This is a genomic window from Parabacteroides sp. AF27-14 (assembly GCF_003635425.1).
GTDB lineage: Bacteria > Bacteroidota > Bacteroidia > Bacteroidales > Tannerellaceae > Parabacteroides > Parabacteroides distasonis.
Genome location: NZ_QTLZ01000009.1, coordinates 82,093 through 98,990, shown reverse-complemented (window position 1 = coordinate 98,990; position 16,898 = coordinate 82,093). Strand labels below are relative to the sequence as shown.

At 45.7% G+C, this 16,898-nt stretch carries 22 protein-coding genes; 8 read left to right on the top strand and 14 right to left on the bottom strand.

The annotated features are described in order from the left end of the window. Positions 1–167: 167 nt before the first annotated feature. A complete protein-coding gene (locus DWY79_RS11420) occupies positions 168–1,463 on the top strand; it encodes a site-specific integrase (protein ID WP_117913039.1) in 1,296 nt (431 codons plus the stop codon). Positions 1,464–1,555: 92 nt separating this feature from the next. Here the strand turns inward: DWY79_RS11420 and DWY79_RS11415 are convergent, their stop codons facing one another. Then, the gene (locus DWY79_RS11415; RefSeq protein ID WP_117899962.1) at positions 1,556–1,873 is read right to left on the bottom strand and encodes a helix-turn-helix domain-containing protein; all 318 of its coding nucleotides are present in this window, start codon (positions 1,871–1,873) and stop codon (positions 1,556–1,558) included. A gap of 1 nt (position 1,874) precedes the next feature. Continuing rightward, positions 1,875–2,168 (bottom strand): helix-turn-helix domain-containing protein, encoded by a 294-nt coding sequence (locus tag DWY79_RS11410; RefSeq protein WP_008629224.1) that lies wholly within the window; start codon positions 2,166–2,168, stop codon positions 1,875–1,877. A gap of 242 nt (positions 2,169–2,410) precedes the next feature. Between DWY79_RS11410 and DWY79_RS22760 the strand changes: the two genes are divergently transcribed. After that, positions 2,411–2,767 carry a hypothetical protein gene (locus tag DWY79_RS22760; RefSeq protein ID WP_181983649.1) on the top strand — a complete coding sequence of 119 codons (357 nt, stop codon included), beginning with the start codon at positions 2,411–2,413 and terminating at the stop codon, positions 2,765–2,767. Between the two features lie 228 nt (positions 2,768–2,995). Here DWY79_RS22760 and DWY79_RS11395 read toward each other — a convergent pair whose 3' ends face one another. Next, on the bottom strand, positions 2,996–3,349 hold the full coding sequence (locus DWY79_RS11395; protein ID WP_117543795.1) for a helix-turn-helix domain-containing protein: 354 nt from the start codon (positions 3,347–3,349) through the stop codon (positions 2,996–2,998). 124 nt (positions 3,350–3,473) lie between these two features. Here DWY79_RS11395 and DWY79_RS11390 point away from each other — a divergent pair, with 124 nt between their 5' ends. Then, positions 3,474–4,268 (top strand): EFR1 family ferrodoxin, encoded by a 795-nt coding sequence (locus DWY79_RS11390; RefSeq protein WP_117543797.1) that lies wholly within the window; start codon positions 3,474–3,476, stop codon positions 4,266–4,268. On the opposite strand, the gene DWY79_RS23045 is transcribed toward DWY79_RS11390, so the two are convergent. The 11 genes from DWY79_RS23045 to DWY79_RS11335 all read right to left on the bottom strand — a co-directional run bounded on the left by DWY79_RS23045 (position 4,226) and on the right by DWY79_RS11335 (position 12,242). After that, positions 4,226–4,444: a hypothetical protein gene (locus DWY79_RS23045; RefSeq protein WP_173023019.1), complete on the bottom strand. Its 219-nt coding sequence runs from the start codon at positions 4,442–4,444 to the stop codon at positions 4,226–4,228. The genes DWY79_RS11390 and DWY79_RS23045 overlap by 43 nt on opposite strands. A gap of 17 nt (positions 4,445–4,461) precedes the next feature. Further along, positions 4,462–5,052, bottom strand: coding sequence for a DUF4948 family protein (locus DWY79_RS11380; RefSeq protein WP_117971491.1), 591 nt, complete (start codon positions 5,050–5,052; stop codon positions 4,462–4,464). An 18-nt stretch (positions 5,053–5,070) separates the two neighbouring features. Further along, the gene (locus tag DWY79_RS11375) at positions 5,071–5,742 is read right to left on the bottom strand and encodes a hypothetical protein (RefSeq protein ID WP_117899965.1); all 672 of its coding nucleotides are present in this window, start codon (positions 5,740–5,742) and stop codon (positions 5,071–5,073) included. A gap of 145 nt (positions 5,743–5,887) precedes the next feature. Continuing rightward, positions 5,888–6,175, bottom strand: coding sequence for a hypothetical protein (locus tag DWY79_RS11370; protein ID WP_229128764.1), 288 nt, complete (start codon positions 6,173–6,175; stop codon positions 5,888–5,890). Positions 6,176–6,223: 48 nt separating this feature from the next. Continuing rightward, positions 6,224–8,104 carry a P-loop NTPase fold protein gene (locus DWY79_RS11365; protein WP_117913041.1) on the bottom strand — a complete coding sequence of 627 codons (1,881 nt, stop codon included), beginning with the start codon at positions 8,102–8,104 and terminating at the stop codon, positions 6,224–6,226. 96 nt (positions 8,105–8,200) lie between these two features. After that, positions 8,201–8,749 (bottom strand): hypothetical protein, encoded by a 549-nt coding sequence (locus DWY79_RS11360; RefSeq protein ID WP_009041193.1) that lies wholly within the window; start codon positions 8,747–8,749, stop codon positions 8,201–8,203. Between the two features lie 73 nt (positions 8,750–8,822). Continuing rightward, positions 8,823–9,827, bottom strand: a complete 1,005-nt coding sequence (locus DWY79_RS11355; protein WP_117971482.1) for a hypothetical protein — start codon at positions 9,825–9,827, stop codon at positions 8,823–8,825. Next, positions 9,824–10,237 (bottom strand): SMI1/KNR4 family protein, encoded by a 414-nt coding sequence (locus tag DWY79_RS11350; RefSeq protein WP_117971479.1) that lies wholly within the window; start codon positions 10,235–10,237, stop codon positions 9,824–9,826. Before DWY79_RS11350 ends, DWY79_RS11355 begins: the two co-directional genes overlap by 4 nt. A gap of 90 nt (positions 10,238–10,327) precedes the next feature. After that, the gene (locus DWY79_RS11345; RefSeq protein ID WP_008620113.1) at positions 10,328–11,017 is read right to left on the bottom strand and encodes a hypothetical protein; all 690 of its coding nucleotides are present in this window, start codon (positions 11,015–11,017) and stop codon (positions 10,328–10,330) included. Between the two features lie 54 nt (positions 11,018–11,071). After that, entirely contained in the window at positions 11,072–11,710 is a 639-nt protein-coding gene (locus DWY79_RS11340) for an SMI1/KNR4 family protein (RefSeq protein ID WP_118337479.1), read from the bottom strand. A 91-nt stretch (positions 11,711–11,801) separates the two neighbouring features. Beyond that, the gene (locus tag DWY79_RS11335; RefSeq protein WP_117913028.1) at positions 11,802–12,242 is read right to left on the bottom strand and encodes a hypothetical protein; all 441 of its coding nucleotides are present in this window, start codon (positions 12,240–12,242) and stop codon (positions 11,802–11,804) included. A gap of 237 nt (positions 12,243–12,479) precedes the next feature. On the opposite strand from DWY79_RS11335, the gene DWY79_RS11330 reads away from it, so the two are divergent. The 5 genes from DWY79_RS11330 to DWY79_RS11310 all read left to right on the top strand — a co-directional run bounded on the left by DWY79_RS11330 (position 12,480) and on the right by DWY79_RS11310 (position 16,849). Next, complete coding sequence (locus DWY79_RS11330; RefSeq protein ID WP_117971476.1) at positions 12,480–13,454, top strand: ArdC family protein; 975 nt, start codon at positions 12,480–12,482, stop codon at positions 13,452–13,454. Positions 13,455–13,524: 70 nt separating this feature from the next. Continuing rightward, positions 13,525–14,175, top strand: a complete 651-nt coding sequence (locus tag DWY79_RS11325; RefSeq protein WP_117913024.1) for a hypothetical protein — start codon at positions 13,525–13,527, stop codon at positions 14,173–14,175. Positions 14,176–14,217: 42 nt separating this feature from the next. Beyond that, on the top strand, positions 14,218–14,427 hold the full coding sequence (locus DWY79_RS11320) for a hypothetical protein (protein ID WP_009017693.1): 210 nt from the start codon (positions 14,218–14,220) through the stop codon (positions 14,425–14,427). Between the two features lie 11 nt (positions 14,428–14,438). Next, the gene (locus DWY79_RS11315) at positions 14,439–14,987 is read left to right on the top strand and encodes an SLOG family protein (protein ID WP_032581444.1); all 549 of its coding nucleotides are present in this window, start codon (positions 14,439–14,441) and stop codon (positions 14,985–14,987) included. 149 nt (positions 14,988–15,136) lie between these two features. Next, the gene (locus DWY79_RS11310) at positions 15,137–16,849 is read left to right on the top strand and encodes a ParB/RepB/Spo0J family partition protein (RefSeq protein WP_117913022.1); all 1,713 of its coding nucleotides are present in this window, start codon (positions 15,137–15,139) and stop codon (positions 16,847–16,849) included. Positions 16,850–16,898: the final 49 nt, after the last annotated feature.

The window sequence follows — 16,898 nt, the reverse complement described above, 5'->3', positions numbered from 1 at the left end:
AATGCCTGAAAACACCCCTTTCGGACAAAGTTCGACTACTAAACAGCTACCGGTTCCGAAACGGGGTATATACGGCATAACAAGTTCTGTTTCATCGCTTTGCCTTGTTTTGCATAGCTCTTGGTAAGAAATAAGTAACTACCTTTAGAAACGAAAATTTTAGAGTTATGGAAACAAAGAGAAGTACGTTTGCGACCTCGTTCTACATCAAGAGATCCGCAGTGAGAAACCGGGACGGGAAAGCCCCCATCATGGTGAAAATCTCCGTTGACGGGGATGACAAGGCAGTGGGAACCAAGCTGTTCGTCACTCCCGACCTCTGGGAGAACGGCAAGGCGAAAGGCAAGTCCGCCGAGGCAAACGAGATAAACGGGCAACTGAAGGAGGTTTCCGCCCGGCTCACCAACCACTACCACCGCATCCTCCGGGAAGAGGATTTCGTCACCGCCGAGAAGCTGCGCAACGCCTTCCTCGGTGTCGGCGTGATGGAGAACTGCATACTGAAAGACTTCGGGAACATGAACCGGGAGTTCGGGGCGATGGTGGAGAAAGGGCAGCGAGCCAAGTCCACCTACAACAAGTATCTGGCTGTTTACAACCATTTCAAGACCTTCCTTTGGGAGAAGAAGAAGCGTACCGACATGGCTTACAAAGAGCTGACCAAGGAGATCATCGCCGACTTCGACAAGTACCTGCGGGTGGAGAAGGGATTGAGCGCCAACACCCTCTGGATATACACCATGCCCCTGCTCAGCCTGACCGACAAGGCGTGGCGGCGGGGCATCGTCCGCACCGACCCCTTCGGCGAGTACAGCCTTGAGATGCAGGAGACCGACCGGGGCTATCTCACGGAGGAGGAGCTGCGCACCTTGGCTAACGCCGTGTTCGTCAAGAAACAGACCAGCCTCGTGCGGGACATGTTCCTCTTCGGGTGTTTCACCGGGCTTAGCTACATTGACATAAAGACGCTCACCCATGACAAGATACAGCGCATGGACTTCGACGGCGAGGAATGGATCATCACCCGGCGCACCAAGACCCGTGTGTCGAGCAACGTCCCCCTCATGGAGATTGCCAAGGAGCTGATAGAACGTTACAAAGGGCTTGCCGGAGGCGACCTCGTGTTTCCCATGCCCAGCAACAGCGTGTGCAACAGGCACCTCAAACAGATAGCCAAAGCCTGCGGCATCCACAAGGAGATCGGCTTCCACCTAAGCCGCCACACCTTCGCCACGACCGTCTATCTCTGCAACGGCGGCACCATCGAGGCGCTTTCCAAGATACTCGGGCACAAGCACATTTCCACGACCCAGATCTACGCCGAGGTGACCAACAGGATGGTAAGCTCCGATTTCCGGGCGATCTCCGGCAACCTCGCCGCCATGCAGCGGAGCGTGCTGGAGAAGAAGGACAGGAAACAGGACGGGAAGCGGGTGCGCCGCTCCCTCCGGGAAACGGCTTGATGCCTTCCCCGGCGCAAAATGCGGCAAAGGCAGGAACTTCCGATGCGGTGTCCCTGCCTTCGCTGCATTTCCCGATGCACACCCCCGTGCGTTTATGTTGGACTTTTCCCCCGTTTGCGCTTTGGGCGCATGTCCACGTAGTTCTCCTCCAGCATACGCAGCAAATCCGACTGGCGGTAGAGCGTCTTGCCCGGCAGCGATATGTACGGGATCAGCCGTTGCGTGCGGTAGTCCTGCAACGTCCTCGGCGTGATGTGCAGCAGCCTGCACACGTCCTCGCCCGTGAGATAGACCTCGCCGTTCATCGCCGGGCGGAAGTGCGCCGTTACCGTGTCGAGGTACCTTATGCCTTCCTCCAACGCCTCGAAGTACGCCCGTACCTCTTCCGTGTCCCTTGTGATCACTTCCATCTCACTCGTCCTCCGTCATTTCCCGGCTCATGGCTTCCACGAACGCTTCCACGTCCTCCGTCCGGTAGTAAATCTTGTGGTTGATCTGGCTGTACGGCAGCAGCCCCCGGTCACGGTAGGTCTGCAACGTCCGCTTGCTGATGCCCAGTTTCTCGCACACGTCCGCCCCGTCCATCCAGTTCATCTTTTCGGGCGGGCGGTAGCGGGCGCAAAGCTCCCTCACGTGCTGCGAGAAGCTGCCGAACCGTTCCTTCATCTCCTCGAAGGTCTTTCTCTCGATGCTTACTATTTCCATTGTCCCGATACGTTTTTATTGTTATACTTCCCTGCAAATATACCGGTCTGTATATGTCCGTGTATCAAAACCGTACCGCTTGTCCTCGTTTTGCTTCACGTTTGTAGCCTTGTCACGTTCCGGGCGGTGAAAAGCAGGGAGAAGCTCTACATATCCGCACGCCCTTCCGCATATTTCCCGTCTCTTCCGCTTGCCGTGTGCCGGACATTTCGCATATTTGTAACCGACCAAACATCATCACTATGGACGAGGCTGTCTTTATCGCGCAATACACCTTCCTTGCCACTCCTGCGGTCATCGAGGAGGAGAGCCGCATCTTGGGCAAGATCGCACGCCGCCTGCGCTGCGAGTACGTCATCCGTTTCGAGGACGACGGCAAGTTCTATTTCCTGCTGGAGACCCATTCCGGCTACGAGGAGCATTTCGCCCGGTGCGGCTGGTACATCGTCAGCCAGACCGACTTCAACAGCCGCCTGACCATCGGCATGGGCTTGTACGAGAGCGGGAACTTGGCGGGCTTCATGTACAGGCTCGATTCCGGCAGCTGTATCCGGGCGATTCAGGAGAACAGGCATCGTGCCGCTTGGATTATAAATTAAGCGTTATTTATTCCTAAATATCAGCACTTTCTGGAATTTTGGCTTTGCATCCGTCACGCTTTTAGTCCTTAAAAGCTGTCTGCTGTTGTCCGGTGTCTGTCTGCCAACATCTTGGGTTCAGATGTCCGCATTATTTTTGGATTATGCAAATCGTTGAAAATAAACATTCTAAGGTTATTGCAAGGTGCAAGCTATATATAAATATATACTTGTACCTTGCACTAAATTTCAATACTTATTTTTCCGTCTATTTTCCATTATCGTTTCAAAATTTTCTTGCCCCCATTGTTTCAACTGCTCTAAATAAGGGATTAAAGTTTCTCCAAATTCAGATACATAATATTCCACTTTGGGTGGAACTGTGGGATATATTTTTCTATTTACCAATCCGTCCGTTACCAATGACCGCAAAACAGTAGATAGCATCTTTTCCGATATAGGGGGGATTGTTTTGTATAGTTCATTGAAACGTATTACTTCATTCTCATGTAGCTTCAATAAGACAACTAAAGCCCATTTGTCACCCAGCCATTCCAGTATAGGGGAAGCAGAACAATAATCGTAATCTAACTTTTTTCTCATTTTTCTTTTATCCAACAAATTGATATACAGGAAAACTAACCTAAATGTAAGTTGCTGATAACCAAGATAGTTCTTCTTTTTTTTAAAGAGACCTATTAACTTTGCTGTCGCAAAAATAAATGTTATGGACTATAAAAGCAAAACGGCAAACGACAAAGAAATATCCATCTATTATTTCTCCGCCACAGGCAACAGCCTGAAATTGTCGCAGGATATTGCGGCGGCTTTTGGAGGAGCCGGGCTGTTCAGAATGACACCGTCAACTGGAATCACCGCATCGGACTCCCGAATCGTAGGTTTTATATTCCCCGTATATATGGGCGGACTGCCCGGCATTGTCCGCCGGTTCTTGGAAAGTTATCCGTTCAGGAAAGGCGTGTACTATTTCTCCATAGGCACATATTACACGTACAAGGGCTGTGCGGTGTCCGTTGTGGACAAAATCATGTCCGGCAAAGGCGTGCGTCTGGACTATGGCTACAACCTGCCCACCGTAGGGAACTGCCTGAAGGAATACGAGGTATCTTCAGTAAGGAGGACGAAGATACTGGAACGGGCGGAGCTTTACACTTCACGAATAATCGACGACTTGAAAAAAGGCAAACGGAAAAAGCCTTTCCCGTATTGCAGGTTATCGGATCTGTTGCACAAAGGGCTGTTCAATGCCTTTTTCAGTCGCTCGCACTTGAACTTCTCCTTGGAAAATGGTTGTATGGGATGTGGTGTCTGCGAACGTGTATGTCCCGTGAACAATATTACGCTGAAAAACGGAGTGCCCCGGTGGGGAACCGGTTGCGAGGCTTGCCATGCTTGCGTACACTGGTGTCCCCGGAATGTCATTCAGATCGGGAAGTCCAAAGGGCGGCTGCAATACCATCATCCAGCTGTAAAAAGAACGATGCTGTACCGTGTGGAATGACGGGTTCCTATGCTGCGTATCCAGAGATTCCGGTCTGTTTCCCGTTTGTAGGATTCCACCGGAACCAGCCCGTTCTTGCGTTGTTCATGCCGACAGGTCATAGAAACGATATGGATGACCTTACGCATCCTTGTCATCATCTGGAAGAATCGGCGCATGTATTGGAATATCCTCATGCGTCCCTCTTTGCAGGTTATCGTGAATGGTCTAACTCAATGTACCAGCCTTCCCTGACGGGCTTGTACAGCGTGGTGTCGTTGTACGTCCTGCGATAGATCTCGTTCAGGTCGCCGTGTTCGGTGATACGGATGTTCCGGCGGCTTTCCAATCCGGGATCGTAAATGAAACTCTTGGACGTTCCCGCATCCACGATGCCGTGGGAATAGTACGGCATAACGAGGCTCACATATACCGAATCCGCCGTTTCCCATTCCCTGCGGTCAACAAGGACAAGACCGCATCCAATCTCTGACAACAAGGAATCGAGCTGTATTCGGTCTGGCTTCAGCAGCCCATATACCGGGAGGTCTTCTTCGTCATTCGTTTCATGGGATGTATCGCTTTGCTCTGTTGAATCAAGTATAATGACCTCTTCCGGAGAAAGCGGCGGGTAGTGGAAACTGCCTTCTGAACTCTCTGCCATGATTTCGTACACCTTGCGGAACGCCGCCTCGTGCGTGGCGAAGTGGCGTATCATTTCCTCGTCGCTCGGTGGCATGGGCGGCTCTCCGCAACTTGCGGCAAACAGGCTTGCTAAAAGCAGGATTGTGATGGGTATTTTCATTTTTGCTCCCAATGTTTTTCAAATTACTGATATATATCTGACAGCAATGCCTTTGAGTTCTTCTACACTGACTTTTCGGCATGCTTCTAAATTCAATCTCTCTAAATTATACAAACTTGCGATTGTTGGTTTTAGGTTTGTGAGAGCCGTACACCTTTGTAGAAAAAGAGTTTTTAGATTGACACACTTTTCCAAACCTTCGATCGAAGTAAATGAACCTCCGATAATACGCAAATACTGTAAACTAATGGTCTTTTCTAAAAATGAAAGGTTGTCTGTCCTAACTTTGCTTAGCTGAAGCCAATTTAATTGATGCAGCATTTCCCAACCACTGATTTTTGCATCATAACTGATATTGACTTTCTCTAATACTGGAAAAAGAGATAAATCCAAGTCAAAATTATTATCTACTCCCCAACGGAAATCTTTCAGTTTTGAAAGATGATATAATCCAGTAATGTTCGACCTTTTAGAAAGAGAAACGATCCAATGAAATGTTTGTATAAAATCCCGCCCATTTAGAAAATCAAAGTTTACAACTCTTTTTATATCATTCTTTTCAGAGCGGACTAAAACATCTTTGATATTATGTCTTTGGGCATAATCAAGACCTTCTTCTAAAGAATCAAAATCTATCGTTATGCCTTTAAAATAAGAAAACTCACTATAATCTACTTTGTATTTTTCCATAAATGCAATTCTTTTCAAAAATAGGTAGTGATTTGCTTTTTCGCTGTAATCTTCGCTTCAAGCCTTGATATGCAGCTATTTTTTCCGTTCAATTACAAATATATATCATAAGGACGAAACTTCGGAATATTCGGTCTTCCTTTTTTCAAGGTATGCTTAAAAGCAGTTTTTGCGGATGGTTGTTTGGGCGTTCCCCTTCGGGTCGGGCTTTCCGTTGCAAGTCCTCGCTATGCTGTGGGCTTTCCCCTGCAATCCCTAACGTGGGTGAAAGGGTTTTCACTTTCTTGCGCTTGCACCTTGGCGCACGGGCTGTCCCGTCCCGGCGTCCGTTTCCGACCATTCCGGCAGGCTGCATGGCCGAAGCCGGACATCGGGGCGGAAGGACAAACGGAACACGTCCGTCCGTGCCGTCACACGGAATGAAATTCATCATCGGCATATCCCTTGTCAGACCATCGCTTTCGAGGATGAACGGGAATAGCTATTTCACTTTTGCGGTAATTTCATCTATCAGGTCTGTAATTTTCCCAATGGAATACTTTTCTATCAATCTTCTGTTTGCCGCTTCTGTCTTTAATTTCTCATTGATTAATTTTAGTTGGGGCAGATCCGATTGGCAGCATTCGTTCAAGTATTCTATTTCAGTGCCATAGGAGGTATATTTATAACGAGACTGCAAAAAATGCAGAAAGGTGTTGCGTGATTCGTTAGACAATCCCAAAATACTTTTTGAAACCTTGTCCGCATCAGCCTCTTGGAATATTGAAGTATCCCTATAAAGACGCTGTTTGACCGGGATTGCATCATTCAATGCCAGATTCAGGCGTTCGCAAGTTTCATCCGTCAGATTTTCCAGCATGGCAGACACTTTATTAGGACATTTCTCAAATCTTTGCTCGAATAGTTTTTGAAAATACGCAACCAGTACATTCAAAATTCGATCTGAACCAATATTAGAATGATTCCTTCTTGTACCCGCATGTACCTTTGAGCTACAATTCAACAAACCCTCCATGTCGTTGATACCTTCCATCAGCCTGTCTATGGAGTGCTTGCCTTGGGCAATGATGTCTTCCTCGGATACGTGAACAAGGTTGTCGCTATATAAAACCGATAGTATAGATATAATGACAAACAATTCTTTTAGATCAACGCTTTTATCCGCAAAGTAATACCGTACCGTTTCCTCGTAATGTTTCTCGTATTCTTCGTTATCCAGTCTCCAATAATCATACAGATAGTCCCAACTATTCAAACTTGCGTCTTCGGCTGCAAAGTATTGCTGCAAATAGGTTGTGTCAAAATACCCGCTTTCCAGATAGCAGACAATTTCATTGACGATAAAATCACTGAAAATATCCAACCGCTTGCCTATCTCTATAAAATGGTATTTGGAGAGGATTTTTTCACGCTCCTCATTTTTCTCTTTATCTGGGAACATATTGTACAGGCTGTTGAACAGGCTCGCAATTTCGGTATTTCCACCCTTATACTCGCAGTAAACGGCGACAAAATTTGCCAATAGTGATGTTATGATAAGTTTGTATTTGGGAGATTCATGATAATGTTCCGGCAAAGCCATGATTATCCTGTGGTAATCGTTCAGACATTGCCGAAGGACTCTTAAATTATCGAATTTAGAGGCGTGGAATATCTTGATGATAAGCTCTTTGTTCTCAGACAAGAGGTTTCTGTTGTTGGCGGATATTTCGCCAATGAAAAAATCGAGTGTCTCCTCTATATTCACTTTAATCTCGAAAGTGCGCCCGATGGTCTTTTCCTTGAAATCCTTGAATTTCAAATTAGATTTTTCGCCCTCTTTTTCGGAAATCTTGTTCTCATCGCCAATGATGATGACCTTGCATTTACAATGTTCCGAAAAGTAATTGATGTATCCCAACAAGGTTTCCAGTTTTATATCACATCTTTCAAGGTCGTCAAAAATCAGAATCTTGTTTCCTTTTATTTCTGAATTTTCTTCTTTCAACAACAAAATGGAGTCCAAGTCACAGGTTACACTTCCTTCATCCTTGCCGTCACTGTCGATGTCATATTTCAAAGCGATTTTCGAGGCGGCTTTTAATATATTCTTGGCAAGTTTCATTCCCTTGCTGTACAGCCACGGGGATATTTCCTTGTTGATTTGTTCTGTGATTTGCTGGGTAGTGGTCAAACCGTATAAAGAGACATAAATAGGCTGCCATTTTAACTTGTCCGCATCTCTGTTGCTTTTCAGTTGCTCCATCCATTGGCGGATGAAAAACGTTTTGCCGCATCCCCAAGCACCTCGCAACATGATGGCATATTGCGGATCGGGTATTTCCGCATATTCATTTAAAAAGGTGAGTATGTTTCTATTCATAACCATATTCATTAGAGGTTTCAAAGTTACGGAAAAGAGTCGTAATGTTCGGCAACCTTCCGCTTATTCAGTCGGTTTGCTGTTTGTTATAATCAATCATATCACCGAAAAATCATTAATAGGCTTATAAGAGTATTTCACCCTAAAGCCTTCATCATCCCAGTTTCGGGCGGCGATAATCGCATGTGTCAAATCCAGCCGATATGTTTTAAGGCATGATTTGATTGCGGATACAGCCCGTTCTTCCTCCACGACTATACAATAAATATTCAATTTGCCGTTATCTATTGCAAAACTTTCGACTACACCTATACCTCGCCAGCCCAAATGTTCTTTTAGATACTCTGAAACTTTGTCTTTTAACCATTTATCCCGTTTGTTCCCATCCTTGCTTTTCAATAGATATTGAACTACTATCGTACATAATTGATTTTCGGACAACTTTGTATATCCTTCACTCGCACATACATTACTAAAATCCTGTAAACGTATAGCTGCTTCTTTCTCTGTCATACTTGTTTTCGCAATAGTTCCAACATATCCAACTTTTCCAGAATGCTCAATTAGAACCTTATCGGCATTTTCATACCACATTTCCTTGTAGTATAGACCTTTTGTTTCAATTTGTTTATATAGCGTTATCATGATATGATTGGTTATAATGTTTTGCAGCGTTCCGCTTTAAATGTTTCATCTGTTTGTCAGCAATCTTGTTTTTTTACCATATACCAACTTCACAAATACCCTTGAATCTATCTAATACCATTCCGTTTTTTTTATCACTTCCCAAATTTACACTTATATGCTTGAGGTTAGGAAGATTTTCAGGAATTATATTATCCAATACATCAAAAGGCAATTGCAAGAGTAAGTTTTTTAAATTCTCGTGATATAAAGGAAAACTTTGTAACCGTTTCATATTGGCAAGAGACATACCGGTTAAAGAATGAAGGCTGCTTAAATCCGGCATTTCTTCAACATTGCTAAGTCCCTCTAAACCAATAGATCTTAGTTCTTTCAAGTCCAATAAAAAATTAAGATTCAATATTTTCGGAGAACGGTATATATCTATGCTTCTTAAATTTGGTGCCTTAATACCTAAATGTGTCCCATCCTTTAAATTAAAACAAGTTAATGTTTCCAAGTTTGGTAAGCAGGACAACATGTTCGAATCTAACCCTTTTATTTTTAATCGTTTCAGTCTGTTCAGCTTGTTCAATGTAGGATATTGATATTTCGTTATAGGATAAAAACTCATACAGAGTTCTTCCAGTTTCTCCAATGAAACAAGTTCGTCAATACAGAGTTTATTATCATATAGTGCATCAATAACTATACTCCTCAAATTTCTGAATATTGAAATTCCTTCAATTGTTTTCAGAATATTCTCGGTGTAATTATACGATTCAACTCCTATTATATTGTCACTTATACATTCAAAATAGGAGAAAGCAATCAGATTGTTGTTATTTGAACGCATTACCAATGTTACTTCTGTCGTTTCATTGATTATAGCTTCTTTTAGAAGTTTCAATTTCTCTATGTCAGGTTGTTCTTCTATCAACAATCGCAACTTATTATCTTCATTCTTTAATCCGATAATCTGTTCTTCTGTATATTGATTTAATTTTTCAATGAACATATAATTTGTATTTACAGGGTTGCTAATGTCTGGTGGATAATCATCATTAAATGAGATTGATCCGCTTGTTATCCGTCTCATTCCTTTTTTAATGATGAAATAAACGATTCAAAATCACTCGCCAATAAGGAAAGAGCTACTTCTTCCATTTCCAAGAAATAGATTTTACCTTCAGTTTTGTCAAAAACGAAATAATTGCCGAATGGATCTATAGCAAATGGTATTACAGTATTCGGGATTATATCACTCAAATCAGTTATTGTTGCCGAATACGTCAAGTCTTCAAATTCTGTGGACTTTATGGGCAGAAAGAAATCCACCACATAATCCTGACTATTTTGAGTGTATATCGTTTTATTTGGTTGACCTCCGTTATTGGCAAGAAGGAACGATTTGATTTCCTGCGGGAAAATAAATTTGTTTTTCCGCTCAACATCAGCTATATCCTTAGCTGTAATTGATTCTGATTTATTGTTAAATTCAAGTTCCATTTTATTTTTTATTTTGACGGATAATGTTTGGTGGATAACCGACCATTTCGAGAGCAATTAATCCGCTTTTATCTGCCCATTCTATTCTTCTCATTGTTCAAAATGGATATTATTCTCTGCGACATATTTCTTAATCGGCTCAACTATATCGGTAACGTAGTTTGTGCACTTAAAAAATTCTCTAAATATCCAACCTCCTTCACTTGCTTTGGCTAATGGAACCAAAGTTTCTTCAATGAACTCTTCATGGTTGCACAAGAGAGAACAGATTACTCCTAAGCTAAACTGTTTATCTGCATATATATGTTGAATATGACCCGAATTTGAGTAAAAATCTATAATTTTTGTATATTGTTTGACAAAAGGTATGATATACGGAAAAAAATCCTTTTTCAAATCGTTTAAGAATCTCTCAACGTTAGGAGTCTTGTCACTCTTATTCCCGAAAAAATAATCCATATCCATTAGATGCTGCTTAAACCAATCAATATTATTATCAAAACAAACAATGATGTTACCACCAGCGTCTTTTTTATTTAATGGTTCTAATACAAGACTACATAAATATGGATTCTTTATTTTAGCTGATACACCCATACAAAAAGTGTTTTTACCGGCATATCCACCTTGGGTTGTTTGAAAGTAAAACTCAATACTACAATCGTTTTCCACTATGTAAGTAAAGTAGTCTTTATTCTTTTTTGCTTTGACCACATTTACAGGAAGCATCTCTTGTATTCTTGTAAACATGTATTTTAGGACTTCCGCTTTAGTTTCCATATCACTTTTTTTAGTTCATATTATTGGGCAGATAATGTCCGACAGCGTTCCGCTTTAAGCGGTAGTGCTGTGTGTTAGTGATTCATTTATGTTCTCAATTTCCATATCAAGAAAGGTTACATACCATTCTATAAATGATATTCTTTGCCCATCTTTCAATTTCGGTACAAGTCCACTATAATCAGCTCGTCCATCAAACCAAATATGTCCTTTTTCATTTCCATTCACCACCAATAGAAATGTACATCCATGTCCGAAATGACTTATTTGCAGACAGCCTGCAATATGTGCGGTACTAATATACGCATTGACAATTTCCGTTTCCGGGTATCCCTCGTTCCAATTAAAGGAGGTTATCCATTCTTCATTCCAACTATCTTGATATGGGAATTTTTCATTCAAGGAAATATTAGGTTTGTCTCTTAATTTGAAATCAACAATAGCTTTATCAAGAGGCAATAATCCATATCTCGGTCCGAAACCTCCATTTCCTATTTCAGAAATAAAAGTTCTGTAATCATCAGGAAGAGTTATACAATGTTTATGCTCAAACTCCTTAATATCTTCTTCAGATAGACAAGGATTATAAGATACCTCTTGTTCCTTTACTCCAAAAGATGCAAATTCTTTATGGCGTCTTATGAAAGCCAATTTTTCTAATATTTCCTTTTTTTGATTCATAATCACTGACATGTAATTATCTACGTTTTCCGCTATTATCTTCGCTCAATTACAAATATATATCATAAGGACGAAACTTCGGAGCGTTCGGTCTTCCTTTTTTCTATGGTATGCTCAAAAGCAGTTTTTGCGGATGGTTGTTTGGGCGTTCCCCTTCGGGTCGGGCTTTCCGCTGCAAGTCCTCGCTATGCTGTGGGCTTTCCCCTGCAATCCCTAACGTGGGTGAAAGGGCTTTCACAGTCTTGCGCTTGCACCTTGGCGCACGGGCTGTCCCGTCCCGGCGTCCGTTTCCGACCATTCCGTGAGGCTGCATGGCCGAAGCCGGACATCGGGGCGGAAAGACAAACGGAACACATCCGTCCGTGCCGCCCGAAAGAGTTCCCCGGCGTTTGTCCGGCAGCCGAAACCTGACCGTGCTCCCATATACTTCTCCCGCCCGTATCTCCTTGCCTTGGGAAACGGGCGTTCCCGGCTCTCCGGAAGGCTTCTTCTTCCCGCACCCGGCAAGTAACTTACCATTGACTGGAATAGACTGACAGGGCATTTTTTCCCTAAGCTGATTGGAAAAACATTGACGAAGGTAGGCGGAGGTGAAAGCAAATCCGCAAAAAATGCCAAATCTCCACCCTGCGGGTAGTATTTACCATTTTTTCAGATGGTTGCAATTCACCTTTTCCGCTATCAATGATGGTCAATGTTCTTCCCAATCAGCCAAGGGAAAAAAATTGGTTGGGGCGACAAGCGATGAAAACAGAGTAATAACGATTAAAATTTGTGAGTTATGGCAACAACGAACAGCACCATCGAAAAGATTGCACCGATGTTCACCGATTTGTTAATCAAGAAAATCGAGTGCTTGAAAACGGATTGGCAAAAGCCGTGGATTGCGAGCCTTGAACAAGGTTTGCCCCGCAACATCAGAGGGACGCTCTATAACGGCGGAAATGTCTTGATGTTATTGTTCTACACCGAGTTCATGAAATTCACTTTGCCCGTGTTCCTCACGTTCAACCAAGCGAAGGAAGAGGATTTAAGTGTTTGCAAGGGCGCACGCTCGTTTCCCGTCTATTATTGGTTTAAGTTCGTGGTACACAAGGAAACGAAAAAGACAATCAAGTACGAGGAATACCGCAAGCTGCCCGCAACCGAGCAGGAAAATTACAAGGTCATCCCGCAGATGAAGTATTACAATGTCTTCAACATCGACCAGACCGATTTTGCCGAAAAGCAGCCCGAACGCTACGAGCGTATGAAAAAGGGGGAGCAACCCGAAGACTATTCGGACGGGATGATTTACGAGGCGTTGGACGAGCTTGTCTATCTGCAAAATTGGTATTGCCCCATCAAGGTGCAGTATTCGGACAGTGCCTACTATTCGCCCTCTTCCGACCATATCATTTGCCCGCAGCGTGAGCAGTTCCCGCAGGGAGCGGAATATTACGGCACGCTCCTGCACGAGATGGCGCACAGCACGGGAAGCCCCCAACGGCTGAACCGCACGTTCGGCAGCTTCTTCGGGGATGCGCTCTATGCCCGTGAGGAACTTGTCGCTGAACTTACCGCAGCCCTTTGCGGTGCGTTCTTCGGCTACGCAACCGCACCGCAGGAGAACAACGCCGCCTATCTGAAACACTGGCTCACCAAGCTAAAGGAAGAACCCGCCTTTTTGGTGGAGATATTGGGGGACGTGAACAAGGCGGCGAAGATGATTGCCGACAAGGTAACCGAACCGATAAACGAACCCGCAGCAGCCTAAGCGGGACAACAAAGGAACAAGAGTATAAACCAACGGGCGGAGCAGTCCGCCCCACTAAAGACATAAGACGATGAAAACATTATCGGAAAAGGAATTTAACGGGTTAAACATAAAAGCTATGTTTACCGAGAAGGTGGAACAGGCAAAAAAAGAACTGTCTCCACTCATGCAGGAGGTAAGGAAGTACATACCCCAAGCGGAATACGGCTACCACGTGGTAAGCGGTGAATACCCCGCATTTTACGGCGTGCGCATAGAGTTCACGTACAACGGCATCCGTTTCCATGTGTACAGGATAAACAAAGAGAACAAATACAGGATAGCCACCGACATGGAGCATTTTGAGTATGTCAACCGCTACGACATCGAAAGGGCGGGCAACCAATACGAAAAGCCGTGCAATATCGGCGTGTTCACCGCCAAGAAAATAAACGATTGGATAAACTACTGCACGCAGATATACAGGCAGGTGGAGCAGGAAAATGCGGAGAACTCGAAAAAGGTAGCCGACTTCTTGAAAAGTATCGAGAACGAACCCGTAAGCTGGGAACGTAGAAACTATGCGAAAGGGACGATAACCCGCAACGGCTTGCGCTTCACTTTCTACATAGAGAAAGGACACCTCTCCTTTGAACTGTCCCTAAGTTATCGGGGAACGGCTGATTACGACACTTTCCGGCTGTTGGCTGATAACCGCTATATCCCGAAAGGAAACTATTAAACAACCACGGGCGGAGCAATCCGCCCGACAAGACCCAAGAATATGAAAACGGCATTTGTTTACAAACGGATATACCGCCTAATCCTTTGGGCTTCGGTGGTTTATTTCCTCACCACCACCGCAGGGCGGTTTTTCGCCTTGTCGCTTGTCGTGGCTCTGTTTTACTTCGTGGCACGGCTTGTTCTCGCCCTTGCGTGGCGTCTGTTTGTCGGTTTCGTGTTCGTACTGATAATCATTCTTTTAATACTCTAAAATTTACCGATATGGAAACAAGGACATGGACAGAAAACGGAACACCCGTTACCAAGGAAAAGACGGTAGCCTTTTCGGGACACCGCACCAACCGTATAGCCAAGTTCACGGCAGACCGTGAGAAACTCTTCAGGGAGGTGGCGTTCGATACATTTGTAGCCATCGAGAGTTATTGCATCAAAAAAGGCTACGACACCTTTTTGTCGGGAATGTGCGAGGGCTTCGACCTTATCGCAGCAGAGGAAGTATTGAACCTTAAAAAGGAATACCCGCATATCCGTTTGAAATGCGTTGTCCCCTTCAAGGGACAAGCCGAGCGGTACACCCAAGCCGACAAGCGGCGTTACGACACCATTTTGGCGCAAGCCGATGAAGTGGTAACCTTGCAGGACGGATATACCGAGGGCTGTTTCCTACGACGTAACGACTACCTTTTGGAAAACTCCGCTTTTCTGATGGTCTATTACGATGCGGTAGCCGTGGGCGGTACGTTCTACACCCTCAAACGGGCGGTAGAGCAAAAGAAGAAGTTCGCGAACGTGTGCTATAACCGCAGGTAGCCCGCAAGGGCGGATTTTCCGCCCGCTACTTTCTTTCGTGAGCCGGAGCGGGGAAAGAAAGATAGCAAAGAAACCGATTGCCCGAACGGGACGGTTTGTCAAAAATCAAAAAGAACAAGAATAAACAATCAACTTAAAAATAACAGATTATGAAGACAAAAGCAAATCAATCAGCAGCAGAGAGAAACATCACGATGGTAGCATTGGCAGACATTCAGCCGAGCGGTTTCAACCCACGCAAGCGTTTCGATGAAACGAGCCTTTACGAGCTTGCCGAGAGCATCAAGCAGCAGGGCGTGTTGCAGCCCATCACCGTGCGACCCGTTGACGGGACAGACCGTTACGGGATTGTTTTCGGGGAACGCCGTTACCGTGCGTCCGTCATTGCGGGCAGGGACGAAATTCCCGCAATCGTAACCGAGTTGTCGGACGAGGAAGCCGAGGAAATGGCGATTACCGAGAACTTGCAGCGCAAGGACGTGACACCCGTGGAGGAAGCCGCAGCCTATCAGCGGCTTATCGAGAGCGGACGCCACACCGTGCAGACCTTGGCGCAACTCTTCGGAAAGAACGAGAACTACATCCGCACACGGCTGAAATTCACCGCCCTTATCCCCGAAATCGCCGCCCTCTTGGATGCGGATGAAATCACCATCAGCGTGGCGGCTGAAATCTGCCGATACGGGGAGGACATTCAGCGTGAGGTGTACGAGAAACATTTGCAGGACGAGGGAACGTACAACAGTTGGCGGGGACTGAAAGCCGCCGATGTCGCAAGGCGCATCGAACAGAACTTCACCACCGACCTGCAATACTACCGCTTTGACAAGACCGAGTGCGCCACGTGCGCACACAACACCAATAACTTGCTATTGTTCCGTGATGGCGGGTGCGGGCATTGCGCCAACCGCACGTGCCTTGCCGAGATGAACGCCTCTTTCCTCATGGAGCGAGCCGTGCAAATCATGCGGAACCAGCCGGAGGTGTCGCTCTGCCGTGACCGCTACACCGCCAACGAGACGGTGGTAGAACGGCTAACCGCTTCGGGCTACGAGGTGGAGACCCTTGACAGGTACACCGCCTTTCCAAACTGCCCGAAAGAACCCAAAGCCGAAAATTTCAACGACCCCGAACGCTACGGGGAAGCCCGCACCCGCTACGAGCAGCAATGGGCGGACTACATGGAGCAGGAGGAGGAAGTCACCCGCAGGAGCGGAGCGGGGGAAATCACCGTCTATGCCAAAATCGGGCAGAAGGAGATTACATTCTGTTACGTGGAGAACATGACCGAAGCGCAGACAGCGGACGGAACGCCCGCACCCGCACCGCTCTCACCCGTGGAGAAGTTGGAGAAGCAGGACGAGCGCAACAAGGAAATCGCACTCGAACGCACGGTGGAGGACACCAAGAAGCAAATCCTCGAAGCCGACATCACGGGCGGTAAGTTCAGTGCCGATGAAGATACCATGTTGTACTTCTTCCTTCTCTCCTCGCTCCGGAAGGAACACTTCGCAGCCGTGGGGATTGCGGAAGACAAGCAGTATATCACGGACGAGGACAAGATGGGGATTATCGGCAACCTCACCGTGAGGATGAAGACTATCATCCGCAGGGACTTCCTTGTAGCCAACTTCAAGGGAGCGTGCGGGAACAACACCGTGGCGACCCTCTTGCTTGACTTCGCACGCAGGCACATGCCGGAGGAACTCGCCAACATCGAAAGGGAGTACAACGGGGTGTACGAGAAGCGTCACCAGCGCATCGAGGAAAAGAAAGCCGTCCTATTGGTGCAGGAACGGGCAAGGGAGCGCAAGGTAACGCAACCCGAGGAACAACCGCAACCCGAAGAGATTGCAGCCTAAGGACAAAGGGCAGGGCGGAGAAATCCGCCCGCTACTTTCTTTCGTGAGC

What these genes read in the sequence shown, in the direction of transcription:
- DWY79_RS11420 (WP_117913039.1), top strand. Translation starts at nt 168, where the DNA reads ATGGAAACAAAGAGAAGTACGTTTGCGACCTCGTTCTACATCAAGAGA.
- DWY79_RS11415 (WP_117899962.1), bottom strand. Translation starts at nt 1,873, where the DNA reads ATGGAAGTGATCACAAGGGACACGGAAGAGGTACGGGCGTACTTCGAG.
- DWY79_RS11410 (WP_008629224.1), bottom strand. Translation starts at nt 2,168, where the DNA reads ATGGAAATAGTAAGCATCGAGAGAAAGACCTTCGAGGAGATGAAGGAA.
- DWY79_RS22760 (WP_181983649.1), top strand. Translation starts at nt 2,411, where the DNA reads ATGGACGAGGCTGTCTTTATCGCGCAATACACCTTCCTTGCCACTCCT.
- DWY79_RS11395 (WP_117543795.1), bottom strand. Translation starts at nt 3,349, where the DNA reads ATGAGAAAAAAGTTAGATTACGATTATTGTTCTGCTTCCCCTATACTG.
- DWY79_RS11390 (WP_117543797.1), top strand. Translation starts at nt 3,474, where the DNA reads ATGGACTATAAAAGCAAAACGGCAAACGACAAAGAAATATCCATCTAT.
- DWY79_RS23045 (WP_173023019.1), bottom strand. Translation starts at nt 4,444, where the DNA reads ATGAGGATATTCCAATACATGCGCCGATTCTTCCAGATGATGACAAGG.
- DWY79_RS11380 (WP_117971491.1), bottom strand. Translation starts at nt 5,052, where the DNA reads ATGAAAATACCCATCACAATCCTGCTTTTAGCAAGCCTGTTTGCCGCA.
- DWY79_RS11375 (WP_117899965.1), bottom strand. Translation starts at nt 5,742, where the DNA reads ATGGAAAAATACAAAGTAGATTATAGTGAGTTTTCTTATTTTAAAGGC.
- DWY79_RS11370 (WP_229128764.1), bottom strand. Translation starts at nt 6,175, where the DNA reads ATGATGAATTTCATTCCGTGTGACGGCACGGACGGACGTGTTCCGTTT.
- DWY79_RS11365 (WP_117913041.1), bottom strand. Translation starts at nt 8,104, where the DNA reads ATGAATAGAAACATACTCACCTTTTTAAATGAATATGCGGAAATACCC.
- DWY79_RS11360 (WP_009041193.1), bottom strand. Translation starts at nt 8,749, where the DNA reads ATGATAACGCTATATAAACAAATTGAAACAAAAGGTCTATACTACAAG.
- DWY79_RS11355 (WP_117971482.1), bottom strand. Translation starts at nt 9,827, where the DNA reads ATGAGACGGATAACAAGCGGATCAATCTCATTTAATGATGATTATCCA.
- DWY79_RS11350 (WP_117971479.1), bottom strand. Translation starts at nt 10,237, where the DNA reads ATGGAACTTGAATTTAACAATAAATCAGAATCAATTACAGCTAAGGAT.
- DWY79_RS11345 (WP_008620113.1), bottom strand. Translation starts at nt 11,017, where the DNA reads ATGGAAACTAAAGCGGAAGTCCTAAAATACATGTTTACAAGAATACAA.
- DWY79_RS11340 (WP_118337479.1), bottom strand. Translation starts at nt 11,710, where the DNA reads ATGTCAGTGATTATGAATCAAAAAAAGGAAATATTAGAAAAATTGGCT.
- DWY79_RS11335 (WP_117913028.1), bottom strand. Translation starts at nt 12,242, where the DNA reads ATGCCCTGTCAGTCTATTCCAGTCAATGGTAAGTTACTTGCCGGGTGC.
- DWY79_RS11330 (WP_117971476.1), top strand. Translation starts at nt 12,480, where the DNA reads ATGGCAACAACGAACAGCACCATCGAAAAGATTGCACCGATGTTCACC.
- DWY79_RS11325 (WP_117913024.1), top strand. Translation starts at nt 13,525, where the DNA reads ATGAAAACATTATCGGAAAAGGAATTTAACGGGTTAAACATAAAAGCT.
- DWY79_RS11320 (WP_009017693.1), top strand. Translation starts at nt 14,218, where the DNA reads ATGAAAACGGCATTTGTTTACAAACGGATATACCGCCTAATCCTTTGG.
- DWY79_RS11315 (WP_032581444.1), top strand. Translation starts at nt 14,439, where the DNA reads ATGGAAACAAGGACATGGACAGAAAACGGAACACCCGTTACCAAGGAA.
- DWY79_RS11310 (WP_117913022.1), top strand. Translation starts at nt 15,137, where the DNA reads ATGAAGACAAAAGCAAATCAATCAGCAGCAGAGAGAAACATCACGATG.